Source organism: Janthinobacterium sp. CG_23.3 (assembly GCF_046115965.1).
Taxonomy (GTDB): domain Bacteria; phylum Pseudomonadota; class Gammaproteobacteria; order Burkholderiales; family Burkholderiaceae_D; genus Janthinobacterium.
Genome location: NZ_JBJXIB010000020.1, coordinates 31,581 through 53,413 on the forward strand (window position 1 = coordinate 31,581; position 21,833 = coordinate 53,413).

A 21,833-nucleotide genomic window follows, 5' to 3' on the forward strand; every position below is an offset into this window, starting at 1 on the left:
AACTGCTCCCGCAGCGCCTCGTGGGCAGGGGAAAGCATGTCCCAATTCAATAGCTATTCGTTGGCTACATGCAAGGGGTTGGGTAGGAATGAAATGTTCAGCGTTGTCGTTCTGGAAGGTCAGCGCGTACAGGCGCGTGTGGCTGGAAAACCCGGCCCGTGGTGGAGTAGGACTTCCGCGCTCTGGCGGAAGAGTTTAGGCAGGCGGCGCCGCGCGCGGCGGCGATGCTTCAAGCCTCAGTGCGGTAGTTGCTGCAACTTGCGTTCGACGAAGGCCTGCAACTCGGGCGACAGACTGGCGCTGCCCTTGGCACGAGCGAAGGCGTCTTTCGCTTCGACTAGACGCTGTTCGGCCTGCAACGAGATGCCCAGGCCCATCCACCAGACGCCGTTTTGCGGCGCGCCGCGCAGGGCCAGCTCGTATTGCTCCGCAGCTTCCTTGTGACGCTGGCCGCGTTGCAGCACCGCCGCCAGGAAGGCGCGGTAGTCGCCGTCTCCGCCGGCGAAAGGCAGCGTACGCATCAGTGTTTCAACGGCCGGGCCACCGCTCTCCAGTTGCAGGCGCGCCAGCATCATCGCCATGGCCGGCTGGGCCGGGTCGAGCGCCAGCCCCAGTTGCAGGTGGCGTACGGCGTCGTTCGGCCGCTTGCCTTCCAGTAGCAGCCGGATCAGTGTCTCGCGCGCGGCCTGGTGCCGCGGATCTATCGCCAGCGCTTGCTCCAACCCGGCGATGCACTCATTCACCCGCCCTTCCTGCAAAGCCGCCAAGGCGCGCCGATACTCGTTTTCGGCGCGCTGCTGGACATTGCTTTCCTTGCCCTGCAACGCCACTGGCGCCGCGTTAATCGTCGCGCGGGTGGCCTCGGCGTCGGCGCGGGCCGGCGCGGGCTTTGCCGTTTGCGCCGCCTTGACGCGCCTGACGGATTTGAGGGATTCGTCTGTCTGAATGCGCTCGCCCGCCGTGGCGCCTTGGGCTTTGACCGCTTCGATTGCCGGCGCGGCCGGTTCTGGCGCGGCCGGCGCGGCGGCAGCGGCCACTGGCTCGGCGGCAACCGCGACCGGCAGCGGCGGCGTTGCCGCGGCGGGCGCTGGCGGCGACGCCGCCGCTACCACTACCACGGCGGGCGCGGCTGCACGCGGCGGCACCGGCGGCGCCGGCTTGTGCAACACGCGCCAGCCCAGCGCGGCGCCGCCGGCGCCGACCAGTACCGCCAGCGCGCCAATCATCACCATGCGCGGCGCGGCGGCGCGCTCGCGCCCGGGCACCGGCCGCACCGCGTCCTGCGCCCCGGCGGCGCCCTGCGAACCGCGCGCGTCCAGGTCCTGCAGCATTTTGTTAATCAGGCTCATTTACTTAGGGTCCAGGTTAGGCCGCACGCGGCAATCAGCAGTCCGGCCCCGGCGCCGGCCAGCCATGGCCAGCGCGGACGTTTGCTCGAGACGGTGTCCTTGGCGGCGGCGCGCACGTGGCCGCGTCCCACTTGCTGGCGGCCTTCGCCGTAGCACAGCATCAACGCCTTGTGCGCCAGGATGTTGACCAGGCGCGGAATGCCGCCGCTGGCCGAATACAGTTTCGCCACGGCGGCGCGGCTGAACAGGCGGCTGCCGCTGAAACCGGCCACGCGCAGCCGGTGCGCGATGTAGTATTCGACGTCGTCCCGGCTCAACGGCCCCAAGTGGTAATGGAAGGTGATGCGCTGCGCCAGCTGGCGGATCGAATCGAGTTCCAGGTGGCGGTTCAGCTCAGGTTGGCCGAACAGGACGATTTGCAGCAGTTTGCGCTTTTCCGTCTCCAGGTTGGTCAGCAGGCGCAACGCCTCCAAGCTCTCCAGCGGGATCGCCTGCGCCTCGTCCAGGCACAGCAGCACGCGCTTTTCCCCGGCCGCCAGGTCCAGCAGGCGCTGCGTGATCGACTTGAGCAACTGGTGCTGGTCGACGTCCTTCTCCAGCTTCAAGCCCAGCTCGTCGGCCAGCGCCAGCATCAGCGTGCGCGGCTCCAGATACGGATTGGGGATGTAGGCGGTGACGAATTCCGGCCCCAGCGTGGCCAGGAACTTGCGGCACAGCAGCGTTTTGCCGGTGCCGACCTCGCCGGTGATCTTGATGAAGCCCTCGCCGTTCTTTGCCGCCACCAGCAGCGTGTTGAGCGCCTCTTGCGAGTGCGGGCTGGTGAAGAAGAAGCTGGTGTCCGGCGTGATGCTGAACGGCACCTCACGCAAGCCGAAGTGGGCCTTGTACATATTAGTTGCGCTCCGCCGGACGGCGCGGGTCGAGCGCCTCCATGCGCCGCCCGGCGTCGAGCAGGTCTTCGTTCCAGCTGCTGGCGCCCTCGACGATGGTGGGCTTGATCAGCACCACCAGTTCGCGCTTTTGCGTGACCTGGCCGGTGTTGCGGAACAGCGCGCCGAGCACCGGCAGCCCGCCCGCGCCGGGCACCTGCGAACGGTCGGAAGTCGACGACTGGCGCATCAGGCCGCCGATGGCGACGATGCCGCCGTTCTGGCCGCGCACCATGCTGTCCATTTCCGAGGTGTTCGACGCCGCCAGCGGCAAGGTCAGCCGACCGGCGCTGCCGAGGTCGATGTCCTTGCTAACGGTGGTGACCTGGCTGACCGACGGGTGCACGTGCAGGATGATGTTGCCGCGGTCGTCGATCTGCGGCGTGACGTCCAGCACCACGCCGGAAAAGAACGGTTGCAAGGTCACGTTCGGGCTGGTGGTGGCGCTGGCCGCGCTGGTGTTGGTGGTGGTGCTGACGCCGGTGACGTAAAACTCGTCGGTGCCGATCTTCAGCACCGCCTTCTGGTTGTTCAGCGTGGCGATGCGCGGACTCGACAGCACGTGCACCGTGCCTTGCGATTCGAGGAAGGAAATCATCGCGGCGAAGTTGCTGGTCTGGAAGGCCAGGCCGAACAGCGAGCCGGCCGCCGTCGCCGCGCTGCCCAGCGCGAAGCCGGTGCTGGCGGCGATGGCGGTCGCGCCCGTCGAACTCATCGTCGGCGGTTGGCCGCCGGCGAACGGCAGCGGCGCCAGCGTGGTGCCGGGCGAGACGAAGCCGGTCGAGACGCGGTTGCCGTGGCCGCTCTTGATGGAGGCGAACGAGGCCCAGTTGATGCCGGTCTGGAAGCCGTCGTTGAGCTGCACCTCGAGGATCTTCGCCTCCAGGATCACCTGGCGGTCGACCGACAACTGGGTCGCCTTCAGGTACAGGTCGACGTTGCGCAACTCGTCGGGCATGGCACGGATCACCACGACGCCGGACTGCGGGCTGAGCACGACGTTGCGCCCGTCCTTGCCGGCGCCGACGATGGCTTCCAGCGACGCCTTCAGCTCGACCCAGAAATCGCTGTTCGAGGTGGTGCTGACGTTGCTGCTGTCGCGCGCCTGGCCCGCCTGCGGGCCGCCGCCGCCGTTGTCGTTGGCGCCGTTGTTGCCGTTGTTGCCGCCGCCGCTATTGTTATTGTTGTTGCCGCCCTGCCCGGAGCCGAGCGAACTGGCGTTGCCAACCGAGGTCGACGACACGCGCAGGTTGGAGCTGCCCTTGCGGTTGCCGGTCAGGTAATTGACTTGGAACATGCGGGTCTGGATCGTCGCCGGCTTGATGTAGATGCGGCTGCCGTCGACCCGGTAGTCGTAGCCGTACAGTTCGCGCACCGCGTCGAGCGCCTCGAACAGGGTGACGTCCTTCAGGTTGGCCGAGACGGTGCCGCCGATGTCGGGGTGGACCAGCATGTTGTAGCGCGTGCCGGTGACGAGGGAATTGAAAAACTGCTGCGCCGGCACGTTGTTGAAGGACACGTTGAAGCGCTCGTCGAGCGCGGCGCGGGTACGCGGCAGTTGCCCGGCCAGCGCGCTGAGCGGCGGCAACAGGGCGTTCTCGACCGCCGCGGGCTGGCTGGCCGCCGGCGCCTGCGCGGCGGCGCTCTTCATTTGCGCATTGATGGCGTTGAAGGTGTCGCGCTGCGACTGCGCGCTATTGCAGCCGCTTAAGCCGGCGCCGACGCCCAGCGCGCAGGCGATGATCAGGTTTTTTTGCATTCTCGTCCGCTCTGTATTGTTATGCATATGCTTTATGGCTTCGCCGGGCCGGCGCCGTCGTTCACCTTGCTGGGATACAGGCGCAGCGTCTCCAGCGCCTTGCCGCGCCTGAGCACGACCTCGGTCTGGCTGATGCGCACCAGCACGGCGTCGCCGACCTTGCCGCCCAGGCGCACGGTCTGGCCGCTGATCACCGCCACCGCCCTGCCGCCGGGATTGCGCGACACCAGCACCGATTGCAACATCGGCGCGCCGGGAACCCCGAGCGCGCCGTCGGACGGCGCCGTCAGCGCGGCCGGCGGCCGGGTCGGATCGAACAGGCTTTGGGCCGCCACCGGCGCGCCGCCCAAGACCAGGCTTAAGCCGCAAGCGAGGCCGAAGCGTAAAGCAGGCCGGCGCGCGCTCACAGCGCGATCCATTTCGGCGCCAGGCTCAAGGTGTACAGCGTCAGGGTCAGGCGCGCGTTCGGGTAGTCGCCGGCGTGCAAATTGGCCTTACCCCAGAACAATTGCGTCGGCATCGCTTCCAGCGCCTCCATATAATTCACCATGTCGAGATAACCGCCCTGCAATTCGAGTTCCACGCCGTGCCGGTACAGCAGCGGCGCCTGTTTGACCGGCGCCGCCGGCGGCGCCGCCGGACTTGGCGGCTGCGCGATCTTGAGCAGCAGCTTGCCGCCGGCATGCATCGGCTCGGGCGCGTCGGCCGGGACCGGATCGGAAAAGCGGCCGTCGGCCAGGCCGGTGGCCGGCAGCGTCTTCAGCGACACCAGGCGCAGCTTGGTATTGCTCCTCAACAGCTGCTCCAGCAGCAGCACGATGCGCTCCGGCGCGACCAGCCCCTTCTGCATGGCGCGCAGCGCGCCGCCCAGTTGCGCGACCTCGCCGCGCAGCGCCTGCAGGCTGGCCCGGCTGGCGCTGTCGGGGTCGTGCGCGTGCAGCAGCACCGCGTTGGCCACTTCGGCGTCGATGCCGGCCATCTGGCTTTGCTGTTGGCGGAACTGCGCGACGAGCTTTTTCTGCTTGGAGAACATCGGGTCTAGCAGCAGCAGAAACGCCAGGAACAGCAGCACGACCATGCCGGCGGCGAAGGCCATGACGCGCTCGCGCAGACTGAGCGCGTCGATTTTGGCGGCGAGTTTCAGCCAGGACTGTTTCATTTGGCCACCTCCGCAGGCGTGGCCTGTAGACTAAATTCAAGAAAGCCCGGCGCGGCGGGCGTGGCCGAGGTGGCGGCGCCGGCGGCAGCCGCGGCCGGCGCCGCCGGCACCGGCGCGTCGGCGCCGGCCGGCTTGGCGGGCGGCGCCAGTTCCAAGCGCGCGAACGTCTTGCCCTTGAGCACGGGTTCGCCGGCCAGGCCACCGATGTAGCGCGGCAGCAGCGCCGGCGACAGCACCCTGCCCTGCAAGCCGATGGCGTTGCCGGCGCCGAGGATGTCGACCTCGGTCAGCCACAGGCCGTCGACGCGGGTGCGGGCGAACGCGCGGAAGTAGGCCGAGTAGCCGCGCGTGTTGCCGAATTCGCCGCGCGCCAGGATCGACTGCAACTGCAGCAGCGACTGGCGTTCGGCGCCCGCTTGAACGATGTCCTGTTCGATGTCCTGGTCCTTTTTCCGCGGCGCGTACGCCACCATCACCTCGGCCTGGCGGGCCTGGCGCTTGGCCAGTTCGAGCTTGCCCGCGGCCACTTGCCGCTCCAGCGCGGCGACCTGGCGGTTGCCGTACAGCGCCAGCAACGCGGCGCCGAGCAGCACCGCCAGCATGGCTTGCGCCATGGTCTTCGCCGACAGGTAGTTCTTGCGCTTTTGCAGCAGCGGGTTGAAGAGATTGATTTGCTGGCTCACGGCGCGCCCCCGTCCAGGCGCAGCGCCGCGCCCAGCGCCATGAAGTGGCGCGCCTGCTGCGCCGCCTCGCGCAGCGCCGGCGCCTTCGACAGGTCGAACACGCTGTCGAGGTCGAGCGCCTCGACCGGCATGTACAGATTGCCGGCCAGGTAGGTATGCAGACCGGGGGCGCCGGTTGGCGCCAGCACCAGCTTGGCCACCGCGATGAAGTGGAACTGGCGCTCGAAATGGTCGAGCGAGCGCTGCAGCTCCAGCGTGATCTTGTCGTGCACCTGGCGCTGCTTGTCCTCGTCGCCGTCGAGCAACTGGGGCAGGCGCACGTCGATGCGCCGCGACAGGTACAGCTCGGCGTTGAAGGTGACGGTGAGCAAGCCGCCGTCGGCGTCGAAGGACAGCATGGCCAGGCCGCGCCCGGCCGGCTCGAGCAGGGCCGAGATATTGCGTTGCGCCATGTCGGGGATGTCGATCGCGTCCAGCTTCAGCTTGTGCTCGCTGAACAGCAGCTGGCGCGGCGCGATCACGCTGTTGCGCGCGGCCACCGCGAACAGCGTGCGGTTGCGCACCGGCGCGTTGGCGTCGGGCGGGATGTCGAGCAGGTCGATGGTCGCCTCGGCCACCGGAAAGTCGAGCATGTCCTTGAGGCGCCAGCCGAGCGCGGTTTTCAATTCGGCCGGCGGCACGTTGGGCGCGTCCACCGACAGCAACTGGTAGTCGGCGGCGGCGAGCAGGCTGGCGCACTGGTAACGGGCCGGATGGGCTTCCTTCTTGACGCGCTCGAGCGCGCCGCCCTCGCCCTTCTCGTCCGGATAGAAGGCGGCCCATTCCACCACCGGCTTGGCGTTGACGACGCGCTTGACGGCGGCGCCGACGACGCCGTCGGCGCCAAAGGCGATCGCCAGCCAGCCATCATTATTTTTTTTTGCTTTAGCGAATAGACCCATGCCGACGTCTCAATGATTAGCGCTGCGCGAAGAAAACCCGGCAGATGCTTGATTATATTCAAGTTCCAACGATTTACCCGCCATATTTGCACAGGAGCAAAAATACCCGGCGATTTTTTGCGCCCAGGTCACACTTTCACTCCCTTGTCGCCCGTTCAATGCAGTTCGCGCAGGTAAATCAGCGGGCTGCGGTATTGGCCGAACACCAGCCGCGCGACCGTGCTGGGCAGCCAGAGCGGATCGCCCATGCGCAACTCGGCGCCGCCGCCCACGCCGGGCGCGCGCAGTTGCAGTGTGGCGAGCCCGGCCGCCATCGGCAGCGTCGCCGGCGCCGCGGCGGCCGCCAGGGCGCCGACCTTGCAGGCGCCGGCGACGGACAAAAACTTGGAACAGTTGCCAAACACGGCCCCGGCCGCGGTCACCGCGCTGGCCTTGGCGCCGCCGTCGCCGTCATGCAGACGCCAGCCCTGGTTGGCCGCGTAGCCGGTGAAATACTCGGCCCGCAGCGCAATGCGCAGCGGGCTCAATTCCGAACCGTAGGCGTTGCCCAGATTCAGGCGGCCGCTGGCCACCGTCACGCCGCCCTCCTTGCTGGCGGCGCCGCGCGACGAGGTCGCGCCGTCGCCGCCGGCGCTTTCGGCGGCGCGCAGGTAGACCGGCGTCGGCGCCGCCAGGCCGGTCGCGTGCGGCGCGGCGCCGTCGAAGGCGCGCGCAAACGCGTAGCTCGCCTTCAGCTTGGCCACGCCCGGCCCCAGCAGCGGGTCGGCGCCGAAGCTGGCGGCCGCCAGCGTGGCCGGCGCCAGCAGCGCGCCGGCCGGCGTGGCCGGCGGATTTTGCGTGGTGGCGCCGCTGCCGGCGCCGTTCCACGCCGTCAGCGTGGCGGCGCGGGCGAACGGGCCGCTGTAATTCAACAGCGTGGCGCCGGCCGCGTTGACCGCCGTCACCTGCAGCTCGAATTCCTGGCGCGAATACACCATCGTCGGCGCACCGGCCGGGCACACCATGCCGGTGCTGGCGCAGGGCAGCGGCCCGCTGGCCTGGGTTTCGAAGTGGTCGGCGACGAAGCGTCCGACGTTGAGCGGGGCGCCGCTGACGTTGCCGGCGCCGAGGTAGTCGGCGCTTTCCAACTGCGCCGTCAGCTTGATGACGCCGACGTCGCCGAAGGAGAAGCCGCTGCCCTCGGCGGCGCCGCCGCTGACCGCGCCAAACACCCCGCTCAGGTTCGGCAGGTTGACCATGCCGGCCAGCGGCGCGCCGGCCGCGTCGGTCGCGGCCTCGACCTTGAGCTTGATCCTGGCCGGGATTTGCTCGCGGCCGAAGCTGCTGGCCAGCACCGGCGTGACGCCGCCCGTCATCGCGCTCCAGCCCAGCTTGAAGGCGGCGCCGGCGGCAACGAAGGCCGGGTTGCTGGCCAGCGCCGGGGTGGTGGCCTGGTTGGCTCCCAGCCCCAGCGTGCTGGCCGTCAACAGGAAGGTCTGCGGCTTGGAGACGAAGGCGCCGGTGCTGCCGAGGCGGTTGCCGGCGTCGCTCATGTACATTTCGATGCGGCCGACGTCGGGATACAGCAGCTTGTTGTTGAGCCCGGTGATGGTGGTCGTGCCGCCCGACGTCGTCGCCGTGCCGACCGTCGGCGAATTGCCGGGGAAGCTGACGTTGACGGCCGCCGACCAGGCGCCGCTGGTGGGTCCGGGCATGGCGCCGGCGCCCACGCACAAGGGCATTTTATTGCTGGCCGTGGCGACGCTGGTGAAACTGGCCTGCTTGCCGGCGTTGGCAACCGGGTCGTGGCAGGACAGCGCGAAGCGCATTGGCACGTTGGTCGCGCCGCTGCCGAGCGCGGTCGGCACGCCCGCGCTGACATAGGTGATGTACAGGCCGGCGATGTCGACGTTGGCGATCGAGGAGGTCAGCGTGACCGGCTTGCACGGCTGGCCGGCGTTGCCGAACGGCACGTTGTGCACGCACAGCGCGTCGGTCAGCATATACGCCGGCACGAACTGGGCGGCGCCGACGATGGCGCTGACGCTGGCGGTGTTGTTGCCGTCGTAATAATCGAACAACGCGCCGCCGACGCTGGCGCTGTTGGTGATCGAGCCGCTGGCGTTGGCCGCCGCCGTCACCGTCACCACCAGCGGCGCCAGCGTGGCGCCGACCGCCAGCGGGCCGGGGTTGCTGCAGGAAACCAGTTGCCCGGCCACCGTGCAGCTCCAGCCGCTGCCGCCGGCGCCGCCGACGATGAAGGCGGCCGGCAGCGTGTCGGTGACGGTGATCGGGCCGCTTTCGCTGAGCGGCCCGTTATTGCCCACCGTAATGGTGTACTTGCTGGTTTTCGATTGCGCCAGCGGGCCGTCGAGCACCATCGCGATCGAGCGGTCGGTGGCCGGCACGTTCGGCGCGGCGATGATCTCGGCGTTCAGCAGCACCAGGTCGGCGCCCGAGCTGTAGGCGGTGCTGGCGCTGGTCTGGCCGGACAGGATCACCGGCGACTGCACGGTGTAGGCGTCGAAGTCGATGCCGTAGGAGGCGGCGTCGGCGTTGATGTTGCTGGCCGAGTTGAACTGGTTGCCGGAAACGTTGCTCGCGTCGACCTGGCCGACGCCGTTGTAGCGCAAATCCTCGCCGCCGCCCGACAGCGTGGTGTCGCCCTCCCAGGTGATGTGGCCGACCCGCCCGGTGGCGCTGCCGAGCGGATTGGGAATCTGGAAATTGCTCAGGTTCAGCGACAGCGACGAGTTGCGGATGTACTGGAAGCCCTCGTACAGGTTGAGCACGCGGAAGGTTTCGCCGGCCTTCGAATAGATCACCAGCAGCTGGAAGCCGCCCAGCACGCCCTCGACCGCGCAATGCGGCGCGCCGTTGTTAAAGCTCAGCCCGGACAGCAGATAGGTGTTGTTTTTTTTCGCATTGACCTGGCTGGTGACGTCGGCGGCGCCGCTGAAATAGTCGTAACCCACCGTCGCCGAGGAAAACTGGCGGTTGCCCGGCGCCGCCACGGCGACGCCGTCGAGCAGCACCGAGTAGTCCGGCGTGCTGCCCGAACCGGCCCAGTACAACTGGGCGTTCAGCACCACCGCGCCGGTCGGAATGCCGTTCAGCGTCAGCGTCGCCGACGTCGTTACGTCGCAAGGGCCGCTGGCGTTCGATTTGGTGCGCAGGGTTTTTTGCGCGCCGGTGAAGTTGACGTTGCCGGCGAAGCTCTTAAACAGCGTGATCGGGGTGTCGGCGGCGCGCGCGGCGGCGCAGGCCAGGGCCGCCGCCAGCAGCAACGCGGCCGCGGCGCGCCGGCGCGGTGGTCTAAAACTGGACATTGAGGACACGCTGGACATAGTCGGGGTCGTTGCTGGGGTTGGGACACTGGCCGGCCGCCGGGCGGTTGCAGGCGGTCGCCGTGACCTGGCGCACCGTCACGGCGCCGGCGCCGGCGCCGGCGCCGGTGGTGAGCGCGTTGCAGCGTACCGTCACGCTGAAGGCACTCAGGCTGGTGCCGGTCGGCAGCGCGAAGCTTTGCGGGGCGGCGTTGCCGGGACAATTTCCCGCGCGCAGCGCCTGGTACACGCCGAATTCAATACCGGCGCGGGCGGCCTGGTAGGCGCGCGCGCCCTGCGCGTCCAGCGCCACGCTGGCGTTCTGGGTGGTGCTCAAGGTCATCATCGCCACGCCCATGCCGGACAGCACCACCAGCAGGAAAATCGCCGTCACCAGGCCCAGGCCGGCGCTGCGCCGGCCCGGCGGCGAGGCGGCGCCGCGGGCGCGCGCGGCTTGCGCCAGCGGGCGCGTCATGGCGTGTTGTCCACGTGAACCTGGTGGAACAGCTTGATGAACTCGGCGTTGCCGGGCCGCTGCAGCGTCAGGGTCATCTCCACCAGCGCGCTGCGGGTGTTGGCCGGCTGCACGTAATTAAACGCGCAAGCGCTGACGTTCTCGGCCAGCAGCGCGCCCACGCCGGGCGGCGGCAGCGTGCCGGCCGCGGCAAGCTGGCGGTCGGCCCAAAAGCGCGTCAGCGTCCGGTTGACGGTGTCGCACACGTAGGTGACGGTGCCGGTGACGACCTGGAAGCGGCTGGTCGGCGAACTCATGACCGGGTTCGCGCTGGCGAAGGGGTTCGCCGCCATCGTGATGACGTTGCCGGCCACCGCGGCCACGGCGGCGACGTTGAGGCTGGCGGGGGCGCCGCCGGCCGGATTGGCGTTGGCCGGCTCGTAGCCCGGGCCCAGGTTGTAGACGACGATGAAGTCGCCGGGCACGATGGCTTGCTGGCCGGCCGGCATCGCGCCCAGCACGTTGAAGTCGAGTACCGCGGCGTTCTCGAAGTCGAGCGGCGTACCGCCCGCCAGCGCGTCCTCGACGGCCTGGTAGCGCCCGCCGGTCTTGGTCAGCAGGAAGCTCATCGTCCGGCCGTCGCCCGACGCCACCACGCTGTTGGGCAGCGCCAGGCGCACGTCGCGCCCGACGCGGCGCACCGCCGTGTCGGCGATGTCGCCCAGCTCGGCGCGCGCCGCCAAGTCGGTGTAGGCCTGCACCGGGACGCGGATGAACACCGCGACGATGCCGCCGATGATGCCGACGATGACGATCACCATCACCGCCTCGACCAGGGTGAAGCCCGCCTGCCCGCCGCGTCGGCCGCGTTGGCCGCGTTCCTTGGCGCCGTTCATATCGACCTCGGCGCGTAGCGCGTGCGGTAGCCGTCGAGCACGACGCTTTCGTTGCCGACGTTGACCGTGACGGTGATGCGCAGCACGTCCATCGTCGCCGGCGCCGCGCTCGAAACGATGGGCGCCGCGGCCGGCCCGAGGTTCTCGGGCGCGATGCGCAGCGTCGCGGTATAGCCGGTCACGGGCAGCGCCGCCAGGTTGACGTCTGCCAGGGCGCCGGCGGCGTTGTTGAAGGCCGCCTCGGCCGCGCCGAACTGGCCGACGTAATCGTTGACGTTATCGAACGGCCGGCTTTCACCGGCCAGCCGGCCGACCGTTTCGACGGTCGCGGCGCAGCCGGCGGCGCCGACCACGGCGGCGGTGGCGGTCTCGGCGTTGGCGTCGTTCGGGTCGCAAAACGTGAAATGGGCCAGTTGCACCTCCTCCAGCAGCGACTCGGCGATCAACAGCGCCTGCTTGCGCGCCAGCGGGTCGGCGCTGGCGCGCACCGTCAGGTTCATCACCTGCACCAAGCCGAGCACGGCGATGCCGACGATGACCATGAACATGATGAGTTCAACCAGGCTCAGGCCGCCCTGGCGGCGCTTAATGGACATAGCCGGTCTCCGCCTCGACGGTAATCGGATGCACGTCGGCGGCGCCGCCGCGCACCGTCATGAGCAGCGTGGCGAACGTCGAGACCCGGGCGCCGTCGGCGTCGAGCGCCGCGAAGGGCTTGCCGAGGGCGCTGAAGTAGAAGGAGGAGATGGCCGGCGCCTTCGTATAGCTGACGCCGGAGGGCGCGCCCTCGCAATGCCAGCGCGCGTCGCCGGCGCATTGAGCGACGGTGGCGGCGGCGCCGCTGTTGCCGCCCGAGGGCGGCACCACGCGGGCGGCGGCGGCGCAGGCGGCGTCGAAACACAGCGCCACGCCGCTGCCGTTAAGGCGCACGAACACGCGCCGGTTCTGCGCGATCGCCACTTTCTGCGCGTAGCGCAGCATGGACTGGCTTTGTTCGGCGAAGTTGCGCGCGTCGAAGGCCTGGCGCTCGAAAAAGCGCGGCATGGCCAGCGTCGCCAGGATGCCGGTGACAAGGATCACCGCGACCAGTTCGACGAGGGTAAAGCCGCGCTGGCCGAGGCCGGCCGCGCGCGCATGGTTGCGCATCTTCATGGCGATAGAACTCTGCATAGCGAAGCAAGGGCGCAACGCGCCGGCGGCCGACGCCAGCGGCAACGCCGTCGCAGGCGGCGCGCCGGCGCGGCCGCGCGTCGATACCCGACAATCGCCGCCGCTTACGGGGCGGGAGCGGCGGGGTTGGCGGCCGAACAGTTGGTCGCCGTCCCTTGCAGCGTGGTCGTGCCCGACGCCTCGACGTAGGTGACCGAGCAGGCCAGATGCTCGGCGTCGGCGGACACCACCGCGCCGGCGATGGAGTAGTCGGCAAGGCCGCCGGCGGCGACGACGATGCCCGCCGCGGTCGGCCAGCCCAGGGTCGTCATGCCTATGCTCTGCCCTTCCATCGTCACGGGGGTGTTGGCCGCGCCGCCCCGGGCCAGCCAGGTCGAATGGGCCAGCGCCGCGCCGCTTTGGATCGCCGCGCGCGCGGCCTGGACCTTGGCCAGGCGGGCGTCGCCGCTCAGATCGGCGAAACGCGGCAGGGCGGTCGCCGCCAAAATCCCCAGGATGACGATCACGACGATCAATTCGATCAGCGTGAAGCCCGCTTGCGCCTTGCCGGAAAAACCTTTCATTGACTGCCTGTTCATACTCGTCTCCAAATCATTTAACAATCCATTCGCACGGCGGAAAATCTACCATGCCATATATAACGACAAGTTATTCATAAACTTGATTCAAAACAATACTCATCCCCTTGGATTGCACAGGCAGGTTCTGGGCCGGGCCGGATAAGCTTACCTTGAATTGCAAGGCCTTTGGCTGGGATCCGCTAAAAATTTTTCCCTCGGCCAACAAATACACCAGCTTGCCGGCGCCGCGGTCGAAGTACCACTGGCCGGCGGCCACCTCGCCGTTGGCCGGCGCGGCGTATTCGCCGGCGTAGTTGGCCGGCCTCGCGGCCAGCCATTCCATCGGGTTTTGCCGCGCCAGCGCCGGCATTTCGGCCTGCCGGTTGCCGGCGTAAAGGTGCGCCAGCTTCAGCGCCAGCGCGGCCCGCAGCAGGTTCGCCGTGCGCGCCACGGCGGCCAGCTCGGCCTGCTCCTGGTAGTACGCCAGCCGCGTCAGCAGCACCGCGCCGAGCACGCCGACGACGATCGCCGCCACCGCGCTTTCGAACAAGGAGATGCCGCGTTGCGCGCCGCGCCGTCTGTTGTTCCAGCGCAACAATGGCCGGCGGCTCATTTGCGCAGCGCCACTTTGCCCAGGTCCCAGACCGGCAGGAAAATCCCCAACGCCAGCACCAGCACCATCAGGCCCAGGAAGGTGATCAGGATCGGCTCGATCTGCGCCGACAGGGTCTTCAATTCATAGTCGACCTCGCGCTCGTACATCTGGGCGATTTCATCCATCAGCTCGTCGAGCGAGCCGGACTCCTCGCCGACGGCGATCATCTGCAGCACCACCGGCGTGAACACGCCGGCCGCCACCGAGGTGCGCAGGATGCTTTCGCCGCGCTCGACGCCGTCGCGCATCTGCTCGACGCGGGCGCACAGATAGGCGTTGTCGACGGTCTGCGACACCACCGTCAGCGCCTGCACGATCGGCACGCCGCTGCGGCTCGACAGCGAGAAGCTGCGGGCGAAGCGCGCCATCGTGCCCTTCAGGATGATCTTGCCGGCGATCGGCACGCGCAGCTTGTGCCGGTCCCAGGCGTAGCGGCCGGCCGTCGTGCCCAGCCAGGCGCGCACGCCCAGCACGGCGGCGCCCGTCAGCAGCAGCAGCAGCGGCCAGTAATTGACCATGAAGTTCGAGCTGCCGATCAGCACCCGCGTCATCAAGGGCAGCTCGGCGTTGAAGCTGGCGAACACCTTGACGAACTGCGGGATCACGAAGACGTTCACCACCACCATCGCGATCAGCATCGCGGCCACCACGAAGACCGGGTAGCGGGTCGCGCTCTTGACGCGGGCGCGCATGTCGCGGTCGAATTCGAGGTGGTCGAACAGGCGCAGGAAGACCTCTTCGAGGCGGCCGGTCATCTCGCCCACGCGCACCATCGACAGGTAGAAATTGGAAAACACCTCGGGGTGGCGGCGCATCGCCGCCGACAGCTCGCGCCCGGCGTCGAGCGACTCGCGCAAGTCCTTGATGACGCGCCCGAAGGCCTTGCTGATGGCCGACTCCTGCAAGCCGGCCAGGCCGCGCATGATCGGCACGCCCGACTTGAGCAGCGTGTAGAGCTGGCGGCTGAACAGTTGCACGTCCATCGAGTTGACCTTTTTCTCGGTCAGGCGCTGCCACAGGCCCTGGTCGGCGCCGGCCGCGCTGACGGCCTTGCTGGTCTGCGCGATCTCGACCGGCGTGGCGCCGGTGGCGAACAACTGGTCGGCCACGACGCCGCTGTCGGCGCCCTCCAGCACCCCGCGGATCAACTCGCCGGCGCCGTTGCGGGCTGTGTAGGCGAAAAAAGGCACGTCACTCCTCGATCTGGTTACTGATGCGCATCGCCTCGGCCACCGTCGTGCGGCCCTGCACCACCAGGTGCACGGCGTGCCGGCGCAGCGTCTCGCCGGCCATCTGCGCCGACGCCACCTTCAGGAAGTGCGCCGGGTCGGGGTCGTTGGCGGCGTCGGCCACCGCCTGCGTCATCTCCAGCAGCTCGTAGACGCCGGTGCGGCCGCGGTAGCCCATGCCGTTGCAGTGCGAGCAGCCCTTGCCGTGGAAGTAGTGGTGCTGGTCGACCAGCGCGCCCAGCTCCTGGCGCAGCCATTCGCGCTCGGTCGGCGCCAGCGGGTGCGGCTCGCTGCAGCTTTCGCAGATCACCCGCACCAGGCGCTGCGCCAGCACCGCCTGCAGCGCGCTGCCGACCATGTAGCGCGGCACGCCCATGTCCATCAGCCGCAGCGGCGTGCTACGGGCGTCGTTGGTGTGCAGCGTCGACAGCACCAAATGGCCCGTCATGGCCGCGCGCAGGCCGATCTGCGCGGTTTCCTGGTCGCGCATCTCGCCCACCAGCACGATGTCGGGGTCCTGCCGCAGCGCCGAGCGCAGCACGCGCGCGAAGTCGAGCTCGATCTTGTCGTTGACCTGCACCTGGTTGATGCCGGCCAGGCGGTACTCGACCGGGTCCTCGACGGTGATGAGTTTTTTCTCCACCGAGTTCAACTCGGCCAGCGCGCAATACAGCGTGGTGGTCTTGCCGCTGCCGGTCGGGCCGGTCACCAGCACCAGGCCGTTGGGGCGCTGGACGATGGCGCGAAAGCGCGTCACCAGCGCCGCCGGCATGCCGATGGCGTCCAGGCGCAGCGTGGTGCCGCCCTGGTTCAGCAGCCGCATCACCACCGACTCGCCGTACTGCGTCGGCATGGTCGAGATACGCACGTCGACGCGCTGGTTCTTGACGCGGATGGCGAAGCGGCCGTCCTGCGGCAGGCGCTTTTCCGAGATGTCGAGGTCCGACATCAGCTTCAGGCGCAGCGCCAGCGAACTGGCCACCTTGATGTCGGCCTCGGTCTGCAGGTGCAGCACGCCGTCGATGCGGAAGCGGATCTGCAGGCGCGCCTCCTGCGGCTCGATGTGGATGTCGGAGGCGCGCACCTGGGTGGCGTCGTCGAACACCGACTGCAGCAGCTTGACGATGGGGGCCTCTTCCAGCCCCGGGTTGGCGGCCAGCGCGCCGAAGTCGACGGCGCTGTCGCCCAGGTCCTGTTCGAGCTCGCGGGTCAGCTCGGTGATGTCCTCGGTGCGCCGGTAGATCCGGTCGATCGCCGCCAGCACCTCGCTCTCGTTGACCACGGCCAGCTCGATGTTGCGCTTGACCAGGCGCGCGATCTCGTCGTAGGCGAACAGGTCGGTGGGGTCGGACATGCCGACCAGCAGCGTGTCGATGCGCTGCTCGAGCACCAGCGCGCGGAAGCGCCGCGCCTGGGTTTCCGGCAGCAGGCGCACCACCTCGGCGTTGATGTTGTAGAACTTCAGGTTGATATACGGGATGTCGAACTGCTTGGCGAGCGCGCCGGAGATTTGCTCCTCGGTGACGAAGCCGTGCTCGACGAAGACCCGGCCGAGCTTGCGGCCGGTGCGCTTCTGCTCGGTCAGCGCCAGGCCCAACTGTTCTTCGGACAGCAGCTTTTGCTGCACCAAAATCTCCCCCAGCCGGACTTTTTCTGGCCTTGCCATACCCACTCCTCGGTTCGCGCACGTCGATTAAGCTGCCACAGCAGGCAGCGGCCCATTTTATGCCAGAAAGTGGCCGCGCCAAAACAATCGGCCGCGAATAGTCATCCACGGCAACAACAAACGCCAACGCGACGGGGACCAACGCGACGGGGACAGACCACGATTTCCGGGAAAGTATTTCCCGGAAATCGTGGTCTGTCCCCGGTTTGCGCTTGCCGCGCGTGGCCAGAAGTGACGATAATGCGCTACAGTCTGCTCCGGGCAGCCCCGCCCGCGCCAACCCCACAGCGTCCGGCCATCCATGAGTGTTTCAGCAGTGCGTTTTCAACAGGTAGTCAAGAGCTATGCCGGCGGCGCGGTGCTGCGCGGCGTCGAGCTGGAGGTGCGCGCCGGCGAAAGCTTCGGCCTGGTCGGCGTCAACGGCGCCGGCAAGACCAGCCTGGTCAAGTGCATGTTCGACTTTTGCGCGCTCGACGCCGGCGCCATCGCCATCTTCGGCCTGTCGCACCGCCTGCCGGCGGCGCGCGCGCCGCTGTCCTTCCTGCCCGAGCGCTTCAGCCCGCCCTACTACCTGAGCGGCGCCGCCTTCCTGCGCTACATGCTCAAGCTGCAGGGCCTGCCCTACGACGCCGCCCGGGTCGGCGCCATGCTGGCCGCGCTCGACCTGGAGCCGGCCGCGCTGACGCGCCAGGTGCGCGCCTATTCGAAGGGCATGACGCAAAAGCTCGGCCTGGCCGCCTGCCTGCTGTCGGACAAGCCGATGCTGGTGCTCGACGAGCCCACCAGCGGCCTCGACCCGAAGGCGCGCGCGCTGCTCAAGCGGCAGTTGCGCCTGCTGCGCGACGCCGGCCGCACCCTGCTCTTCACCTCGCACGCGCTGGCCGACGTCGAGGAGTTGTGCGACCGCATGGCCATCCTGCACGAGGGCCGCATCCGCTTCGTCGGCACGCCGCGGCAATGCCGCGCCGACTACGCCGCCGCCAACCTGGAGCAGGCCTTCCTGCACTGCATCGCCTGAACCGGAGCCACAGCATGTACCACGCCCACTTCGGCCTCGACGAGGCGCCCTTCAGCATCACGCCGAACCCGGCGTTTTTCTACAGCGGCAACACGCGCGGCGCCATCCTCGACGCCCTGCTCTACAGCGTCATCCACGGCGAGGGCATCATCAAGGTCACCGGCGAGGTCGGCAGCGGCAAGACCATGCTGTGCCGCATGCTCGAAAGCCAGTTGCCGCCGCACATAGAGGTGATCTACCTGGTCAACCCCAGCCTGGCGCCGGACGAGGTGCTGTTCGCCATCGCCGGCGAACTGAACCTGGCAAGCGGCGGCAAGCGCGCCGACGAGGTGCTGCGCCTGCTGCACGGCGACCTGATCGACAAGCACGCGGCCGGCCGCCAGGTGGTGCTGCTGGTCGAGGAGGCCCAGGCGATGCCGCTGGCCACGCTCGAACAGATCCGCCTGCTGACCAACCTTGAAACGGCGCACCACAAGCTGCTGCAGATCGTGCTGTTCGGCCAGCCCGAACTGGACGCCAGCCTGAACCTGCCCGAGATGCGCCAACTCAAGGAGCGCATCACGCACAGCTTCGCGGTGCCCTTGATGGCGCCCGAGCTGGTGCCGGAGTTCCTGGCCTGCCGCCTGGGCGCCGCCGGCCACCGCGGTGCGGCCCTGTTCGACGCCGAGGCGGTGCGCCAGCTGGCGGCCGTGTCGCGCGGCATCGTGCGGCGCATCAACATCCTGGCCGACAAGGCCATGCTGGCCGCCTTCGCCGACGACGCCGCCGTCGTCGGCGCCAAGCACGTCCGCGCGGCCATCGGCGACAGCGCCTTCGGCCGGCCCGCGCGCCCGGCGCGGCGCCGCGTCGCCGCCGCCGCGCTGGGCGCGTTGCTGCTGGCCGGCGCGGCGGCCTGGGCCTGGCTGCCGGCGGCGCCGGCGCCGGCGGCGGCGCGCGCCCGGGTGCAGCCGCTGCAAGCCTGCCTGGACGCCAGCCGGGCCTGGCTGGCGGGCGCGCCGGCGCAGCACCTGGCGCTGCAAATCATGGTCTTGCCGTCCAGCGACCGGGCCGGCCTGAACAACTTCCTGCGCGACACCGGCGACGCCATCGGCCTGCAGCAGGTGCACGCCTATCCGCTGCGGCTGGACGGCGCGGCCCACACCGCCATCGTCTACGGCAGTTTCCGCACCCGCGCCCAGGCCGAGGCGGTGCAGGCGCTGCTGTCCGAGCAGGGCCCGTACCGGCCGCGGATCGTCGACGTCGCCGCCATCCGCGCCGAAGTGGCGGCGTCCGGCGCCGGTCCACTGTGGTGATACTTGCCAATAAAGCCGTTTCCACCGGCTTATTTCACGCTTTGTCCGGCGACCATGCGCGGTACAATTGCTTTTATACGGCCAAGGTGGTTAAAATTTCAAAAGTACAACAATTAGCGGCCTCTAGGGCGGAACATCAATGAAAATACCTGCTGCCCCCCTTATGCCGGCCCTGTGCTGCGCGCTGCTCGGCGCGTGCGCCGGCCCATCGCTGCCGACCTCCCCCAGCCACATCAGCGAAGCGCCGCAAGCGGCCGGCGCCATCCCCGAGACGGTCCAGCAAAGCACCGCCCTGCGCCCGCCCGCCCCCGCCGCCAAGCTGGAAACCTACAGCGTGACGGTGCACAAGGTGCCGGTGCAGTCGCTGCTGTTCGCGCTGGCGCGCGACGCCGGCATGAACGTCGACATCCACCCCGGCATCGACGGCAGCGTCACGCTGAACGCGCTCAACCAGACCCTGCCGCAATTGCTGACGCGCATCTCCCGGCAAGTCGACATGCGCTATGAAATCGACGGCAAGAACCTGACGGTGCTGCCCGACACCGCCGTCTGGCGCCATTACAAGGTCGATTACGTCAACATCGCGCGCAGCACCAACAGCAGCGTCAACATCGCCACCCAGATTTCCACCGCCGGCGGCGGCTCCAGCGCCGGCGGCGGCGCCGGCGCGGCGGCCAACAGCGGCGGCGCCGGCTCGGCCGGCGGCAACAACAATTCGACGACCTCGGTGCTCAACAAGTCGGAAAACAATTTTTGGTACAGCCTGGAGCGCAATATCCGCGACCTGCTGCGCGAAACCACGCTGGGCGACCCGCTGACGGACCCGCTGGCGCAAATGGCCCAGAGCGGCGCCGGCCAGGGCCAATACCAGAGCCAGTACCAGAGCAACCAAAACAACCCGAACAACCAGAACCAGGGCCAGAACCCGCTCCAGGGCGGACAGCAGAACCAGGGCCAATACGCGCAGAACCCGCCGGCCGGCGGCCCGAACGCCGTCCAGGGCGGCCAGGGCCAACAGCCGGGCGACGCCTCCGCCGCGCTGAAGATGGCCAACAAGGGCAGCCCGTCGTCGGTGGTGGTCAACGTCGAGGGCGGCCTGATCGCCGTGCGCGCCACCGGCCGCCAGCACGAGAAGATCCAGGAATTCATGGACATCGTGCTCAGCAGCGCCAAGCGCCAGGTCTTGATCGAAGCGACCATCATCGAGGTGCGCCTGAGCGACCAGTACCAGCAGGGCATCAACTGGTCGCGCCTGCGCGGCCCGGACAGCGGCCTGAGCGTGACGCAAAAGCAGGTCGGCAACACCGCGCTGCTGTCGGCCGTCACGCCCGGCGCCACGCCGGGCTTGCTGGTGCTCGACTACCTGAATCCGACCAGCCGCCTGGGCAACATCGCCGCCACCATCCAACTGCTCGAATCGTTCGGCAAGGTAAAGGTCCTGTCGAGTCCGAAAATCAGCGTGCTCAACAACCAGACGGCGCTGCTCAAGGTGGTCGACAACCAGGTCTTTTTCACCATCAAGGTGACGCCGGCGGTGTACGGCCTGAACAACGTCATCACCACCCCGGCCACCTACGAGTCGCGCCTGGAGACGGTGCCGGTCGGCTTCGTCATGAGCGTGACCCCGCAGATCGCCGACAGCGACGAGGTAACGCTGAACGTGCGCCCGACCATCACGCGCATCGTCGGCTACGTGCAAGACCCGAACCCGGAACTGGCCCGCGGTAGCACGCCGGTGGTCAGCAAGGTGCCGGTGATCCAGGCGCGCGAGCTGGAGTCGATCATGAAGGTCAGCAGCGGCCAGGTGGCGGTGATGGGCGGCCTGATGCAGGATTCGGTCGACAACAACAAGGACAGCGTGCCGGGCGTCGGCAGGATTCCCATTTTGGGCGACTTGTTTTCGTACCGTAACGAAAGCAGCAGCAAGACCGAGCTGGTGATTTTCATCCGCCCGGTCGTCGTCAAGGACGCCAGCATCAACGGCGACTACAAGGACTACCGCTATCTGCTGCCGAGCGCGGCGCCGGCCCAGCCCGCGCCCCGGACAGCCCCGGCCGCGCAGGCCTATCCCGCCGTGAGGGCAGACGGAACATGAGCCTACTGATGCAGGCGTTGAAGAAGGCCGAGCGCGCCAAACAGAATAGCGCGCACGAGGACGAGCTGGAAAAGCCGTCCGAGGCGTACGACCAGATCCTCTCGCTGTCGCCGCGCGAGCGGCAGGACGCGCCGGCCGCCGCGCCGGCGGCGCTGGCGCTGGAGCCGGTCGACGGCTTGAGCCTGGCGCCGCTGGGCACGGCCGCGGCGGCGGCCGAAGCGCCGTCCTTCGCCGGCCCCGCGGCGCAGGCGCGGTTCGCCGCGCCTGCGCCGGACGCGCCGCGCCCGGCCGCCGCCTTCGAGGCGCCGCGCCAGGAGAGCGCCCGCGCCAAGCCCGAGCCGCCGCCGCGCCCGCGCGCGACGCCGCGCGCCAAGCCGGCCGCCGCCGCGCCCGCGCCGATGTCGGTCGATCCGGCGACGCTGCGCCTGGCGGGGCTGTGCACCGTGCTGGCGCTGGTGCTCGGCGGCTTCGGCTACTGGTACTGGCACGCCACCAACGGCGGCGCCGGCGCCAACCTGCCGATGGTGCCGATGCCGCTGACGGAAGCGCCGGCCGCGCCTGTCGGCGCGCCGGGGGGGGCCCCAGAGGGCGGCGGGTCTAGCAAACCACCGGAGAGGGGGGATGCGGGTGGAGAGGAGCCCAGGGTGCCGTTTTTCTGCGATGATAAACAGCG

The 21,833-nt window shown here is 68.9% G+C and carries 19 protein-coding genes and 1 pseudogene; 4 read left to right on the forward strand and 16 right to left on the reverse strand.

Features of this window, described 5'->3' with window-relative positions; all coding sequences use genetic code 11:
- Window positions 1–236 precede the first annotated feature (236 nt).
- The 16 genes from ACFDR9_RS07615 to ACFDR9_RS07690 all read right to left on the reverse strand — a co-directional run bounded on the left by ACFDR9_RS07615 (window position 237) and on the right by ACFDR9_RS07690 (window position 16,755).
- On the reverse strand, window positions 237–1,349 hold the full coding sequence (locus tag ACFDR9_RS07615) for a tetratricopeptide repeat protein (RefSeq protein WP_409030607.1): 1,113 nt from the start codon (window positions 1,347–1,349) through the stop codon (window positions 237–239).
- The gene (locus ACFDR9_RS07620; protein WP_017875257.1) at window positions 1,346–2,239 is read right to left on the reverse strand and encodes an ExeA family protein; all 894 of its coding nucleotides are present in this window, start codon (window positions 2,237–2,239) and stop codon (window positions 1,346–1,348) included. The genes ACFDR9_RS07615 and ACFDR9_RS07620 overlap by 4 nt, the downstream gene beginning before the upstream one ends.
- A 1-nt stretch (window position 2,240) precedes the next feature.
- Window positions 2,241–4,037, reverse strand: a complete 1,797-nt coding sequence (gene mshL / locus ACFDR9_RS07625) for a pilus (MSHA type) biogenesis protein MshL (RefSeq protein WP_409030608.1) — start codon at window positions 4,035–4,037, stop codon at window positions 2,241–2,243.
- A 32-nt stretch (window positions 4,038–4,069) separates the two neighbouring features.
- Window positions 4,070–4,456 (reverse strand): MSHA biogenesis protein MshK, encoded by a 387-nt coding sequence (locus ACFDR9_RS07630; protein ID WP_409030609.1) that lies wholly within the window; start codon window positions 4,454–4,456, stop codon window positions 4,070–4,072.
- On the reverse strand, window positions 4,441–5,196 hold the full coding sequence (gspM, locus tag ACFDR9_RS07635) for a type II secretion system protein GspM (protein WP_409030610.1): 756 nt from the start codon (window positions 5,194–5,196) through the stop codon (window positions 4,441–4,443). The genes ACFDR9_RS07630 and gspM overlap by 16 nt, the downstream gene beginning before the upstream one ends.
- Window positions 5,193–5,879 carry an MSHA biogenesis protein MshA gene (locus ACFDR9_RS07640; protein WP_409030611.1) on the reverse strand — a complete coding sequence of 229 codons (687 nt, stop codon included), beginning with the start codon at window positions 5,877–5,879 and terminating at the stop codon, window positions 5,193–5,195. The genes gspM and ACFDR9_RS07640 overlap by 4 nt, the downstream gene beginning before the upstream one ends.
- Entirely contained in the window at window positions 5,876–6,820 is a 945-nt protein-coding gene (pilM, locus tag ACFDR9_RS07645; RefSeq protein ID WP_017875252.1) for a type IV pilus biogenesis protein PilM, read from the reverse strand. The genes ACFDR9_RS07640 and pilM overlap by 4 nt, the downstream gene beginning before the upstream one ends.
- A gap of 155 nt (window positions 6,821–6,975) precedes the next feature.
- Window positions 6,976–10,128 carry a DUF6701 domain-containing protein gene (locus tag ACFDR9_RS07650; protein ID WP_409030612.1) on the reverse strand — a complete coding sequence of 1,051 codons (3,153 nt, stop codon included), beginning with the start codon at window positions 10,126–10,128 and terminating at the stop codon, window positions 6,976–6,978.
- Window positions 10,115–10,600 carry a hypothetical protein gene (locus ACFDR9_RS07655; protein ID WP_017875250.1) on the reverse strand — a complete coding sequence of 162 codons (486 nt, stop codon included), beginning with the start codon at window positions 10,598–10,600 and terminating at the stop codon, window positions 10,115–10,117. The genes ACFDR9_RS07650 and ACFDR9_RS07655 overlap by 14 nt, the downstream gene beginning before the upstream one ends.
- Window positions 10,597–11,475 carry a prepilin-type N-terminal cleavage/methylation domain-containing protein gene (locus ACFDR9_RS07660; RefSeq protein WP_409030613.1) on the reverse strand — a complete coding sequence of 293 codons (879 nt, stop codon included), beginning with the start codon at window positions 11,473–11,475 and terminating at the stop codon, window positions 10,597–10,599. The genes ACFDR9_RS07655 and ACFDR9_RS07660 overlap by 4 nt, the downstream gene beginning before the upstream one ends.
- Window positions 11,472–12,071: a prepilin-type N-terminal cleavage/methylation domain-containing protein gene (locus ACFDR9_RS07665; RefSeq protein ID WP_017875248.1), complete on the reverse strand. Its 600-nt coding sequence runs from the start codon at window positions 12,069–12,071 to the stop codon at window positions 11,472–11,474. The genes ACFDR9_RS07660 and ACFDR9_RS07665 overlap by 4 nt, the downstream gene beginning before the upstream one ends.
- Window positions 12,061–12,645: a type II secretion system protein gene (locus ACFDR9_RS07670; protein ID WP_327075776.1), complete on the reverse strand. Its 585-nt coding sequence runs from the start codon at window positions 12,643–12,645 to the stop codon at window positions 12,061–12,063. Before ACFDR9_RS07670 ends, ACFDR9_RS07665 begins: the two co-directional genes overlap by 11 nt.
- Before the next feature lie 104 nt (window positions 12,646–12,749).
- Window positions 12,750–13,223 carry a prepilin-type N-terminal cleavage/methylation domain-containing protein gene (locus ACFDR9_RS07675; protein WP_026132531.1) on the reverse strand — a complete coding sequence of 158 codons (474 nt, stop codon included), beginning with the start codon at window positions 13,221–13,223 and terminating at the stop codon, window positions 12,750–12,752.
- Window positions 13,224–13,293: 70 nt separating this feature from the next.
- On the reverse strand, window positions 13,294–13,818 hold the full coding sequence (locus tag ACFDR9_RS07680; RefSeq protein ID WP_327075775.1) for a type II secretion system protein: 525 nt from the start codon (window positions 13,816–13,818) through the stop codon (window positions 13,294–13,296).
- On the reverse strand, window positions 13,815–15,050 hold the full coding sequence (locus tag ACFDR9_RS07685) for a type II secretion system F family protein (protein WP_327075774.1): 1,236 nt from the start codon (window positions 15,048–15,050) through the stop codon (window positions 13,815–13,817). The genes ACFDR9_RS07680 and ACFDR9_RS07685 overlap by 4 nt, the downstream gene beginning before the upstream one ends.
- A 1-nt stretch (window position 15,051) precedes the next feature.
- Entirely contained in the window at window positions 15,052–16,755 is a 1,704-nt protein-coding gene (locus ACFDR9_RS07690; RefSeq protein ID WP_026132530.1) for a GspE/PulE family protein, read from the reverse strand.
- A gap of 301 nt (window positions 16,756–17,056) precedes the next feature.
- Between ACFDR9_RS07690 and ACFDR9_RS07695 the strand changes: the two genes are divergently transcribed.
- The 4 genes and pseudogenes from ACFDR9_RS07695 to ACFDR9_RS07710 form a co-directional block, all read left to right on the forward strand.
- A complete protein-coding gene (locus tag ACFDR9_RS07695) occupies window positions 17,057–17,773 on the forward strand; it encodes an ABC transporter ATP-binding protein (RefSeq protein WP_026132529.1) in 717 nt (238 codons plus the stop codon).
- 14 nt (window positions 17,774–17,787) lie between these two features.
- On the forward strand, window positions 17,788–19,065 hold the full coding sequence (locus ACFDR9_RS07700; RefSeq protein WP_409030614.1) for an AAA family ATPase: 1,278 nt from the start codon (window positions 17,788–17,790) through the stop codon (window positions 19,063–19,065).
- 139 nt (window positions 19,066–19,204) lie between these two features.
- A complete protein-coding gene (locus ACFDR9_RS07705; protein ID WP_409030615.1) occupies window positions 19,205–21,160 on the forward strand; it encodes a type II secretion system protein GspD in 1,956 nt (651 codons plus the stop codon).
- Window positions 21,157–21,833, forward strand: a pseudogene (locus tag ACFDR9_RS07710) (tetratricopeptide repeat protein); the annotation flags it as partial. The gene ACFDR9_RS07705 and the pseudogene ACFDR9_RS07710, both read left to right, overlap by 4 nt.

Bases quoted from the DNA above. Each gene is read 5' to 3' on its own strand.
- gspM (WP_409030610.1), bottom strand. From the start codon at position 5,196: ATGAAACAGTCCTGGCTGAAACTCGCCGCCAAAATCGACGCGCTCAGT.
- ACFDR9_RS07670 (WP_327075776.1), bottom strand. From the start codon at position 12,645: ATGCAGAGTTCTATCGCCATGAAGATGCGCAACCATGCGCGCGCGGCC.
- ACFDR9_RS07655 (WP_017875250.1), bottom strand. From the start codon at position 10,600: ATGACGCGCCCGCTGGCGCAAGCCGCGCGCGCCCGCGGCGCCGCCTCG.
- ACFDR9_RS07660 (WP_409030613.1), bottom strand. From the start codon at position 11,475: ATGAACGGCGCCAAGGAACGCGGCCAACGCGGCCGACGCGGCGGGCAG.
- ACFDR9_RS07705 (WP_409030615.1), top strand. From the start codon at position 19,205: ATGAAAATACCTGCTGCCCCCCTTATGCCGGCCCTGTGCTGCGCGCTG.
- ACFDR9_RS07650 (WP_409030612.1), bottom strand. From the start codon at position 10,128: ATGTCCAGTTTTAGACCACCGCGCCGGCGCGCCGCGGCCGCGTTGCTG.
- pilM (WP_017875252.1), bottom strand. From the start codon at position 6,820: ATGGGTCTATTCGCTAAAGCAAAAAAAAATAATGATGGCTGGCTGGCG.
- ACFDR9_RS07675 (WP_026132531.1), bottom strand. From the start codon at position 13,223: ATGAACAGGCAGTCAATGAAAGGTTTTTCCGGCAAGGCGCAAGCGGGC.
- ACFDR9_RS07615 (WP_409030607.1), bottom strand. From the start codon at position 1,349: ATGAGCCTGATTAACAAAATGCTGCAGGACCTGGACGCGCGCGGTTCG.
- ACFDR9_RS07665 (WP_017875248.1), bottom strand. From the start codon at position 12,071: ATGTCCATTAAGCGCCGCCAGGGCGGCCTGAGCCTGGTTGAACTCATC.
- mshL (WP_409030608.1), bottom strand. From the start codon at position 4,037: ATGCAAAAAAACCTGATCATCGCCTGCGCGCTGGGCGTCGGCGCCGGC.
- ACFDR9_RS07700 (WP_409030614.1), top strand. From the start codon at position 17,788: ATGTACCACGCCCACTTCGGCCTCGACGAGGCGCCCTTCAGCATCACG.
- ACFDR9_RS07620 (WP_017875257.1), bottom strand. From the start codon at position 2,239: ATGTACAAGGCCCACTTCGGCTTGCGTGAGGTGCCGTTCAGCATCACG.
- ACFDR9_RS07680 (WP_327075775.1), bottom strand. From the start codon at position 13,818: ATGAGCCGCCGGCCATTGTTGCGCTGGAACAACAGACGGCGCGGCGCG.
- ACFDR9_RS07630 (WP_409030609.1), bottom strand. From the start codon at position 4,456: ATGGATCGCGCTGTGAGCGCGCGCCGGCCTGCTTTACGCTTCGGCCTC.
- ACFDR9_RS07690 (WP_026132530.1), bottom strand. From the start codon at position 16,755: ATGGCAAGGCCAGAAAAAGTCCGGCTGGGGGAGATTTTGGTGCAGCAA.
- ACFDR9_RS07695 (WP_026132529.1), top strand. From the start codon at position 17,057: ATGAGTGTTTCAGCAGTGCGTTTTCAACAGGTAGTCAAGAGCTATGCC.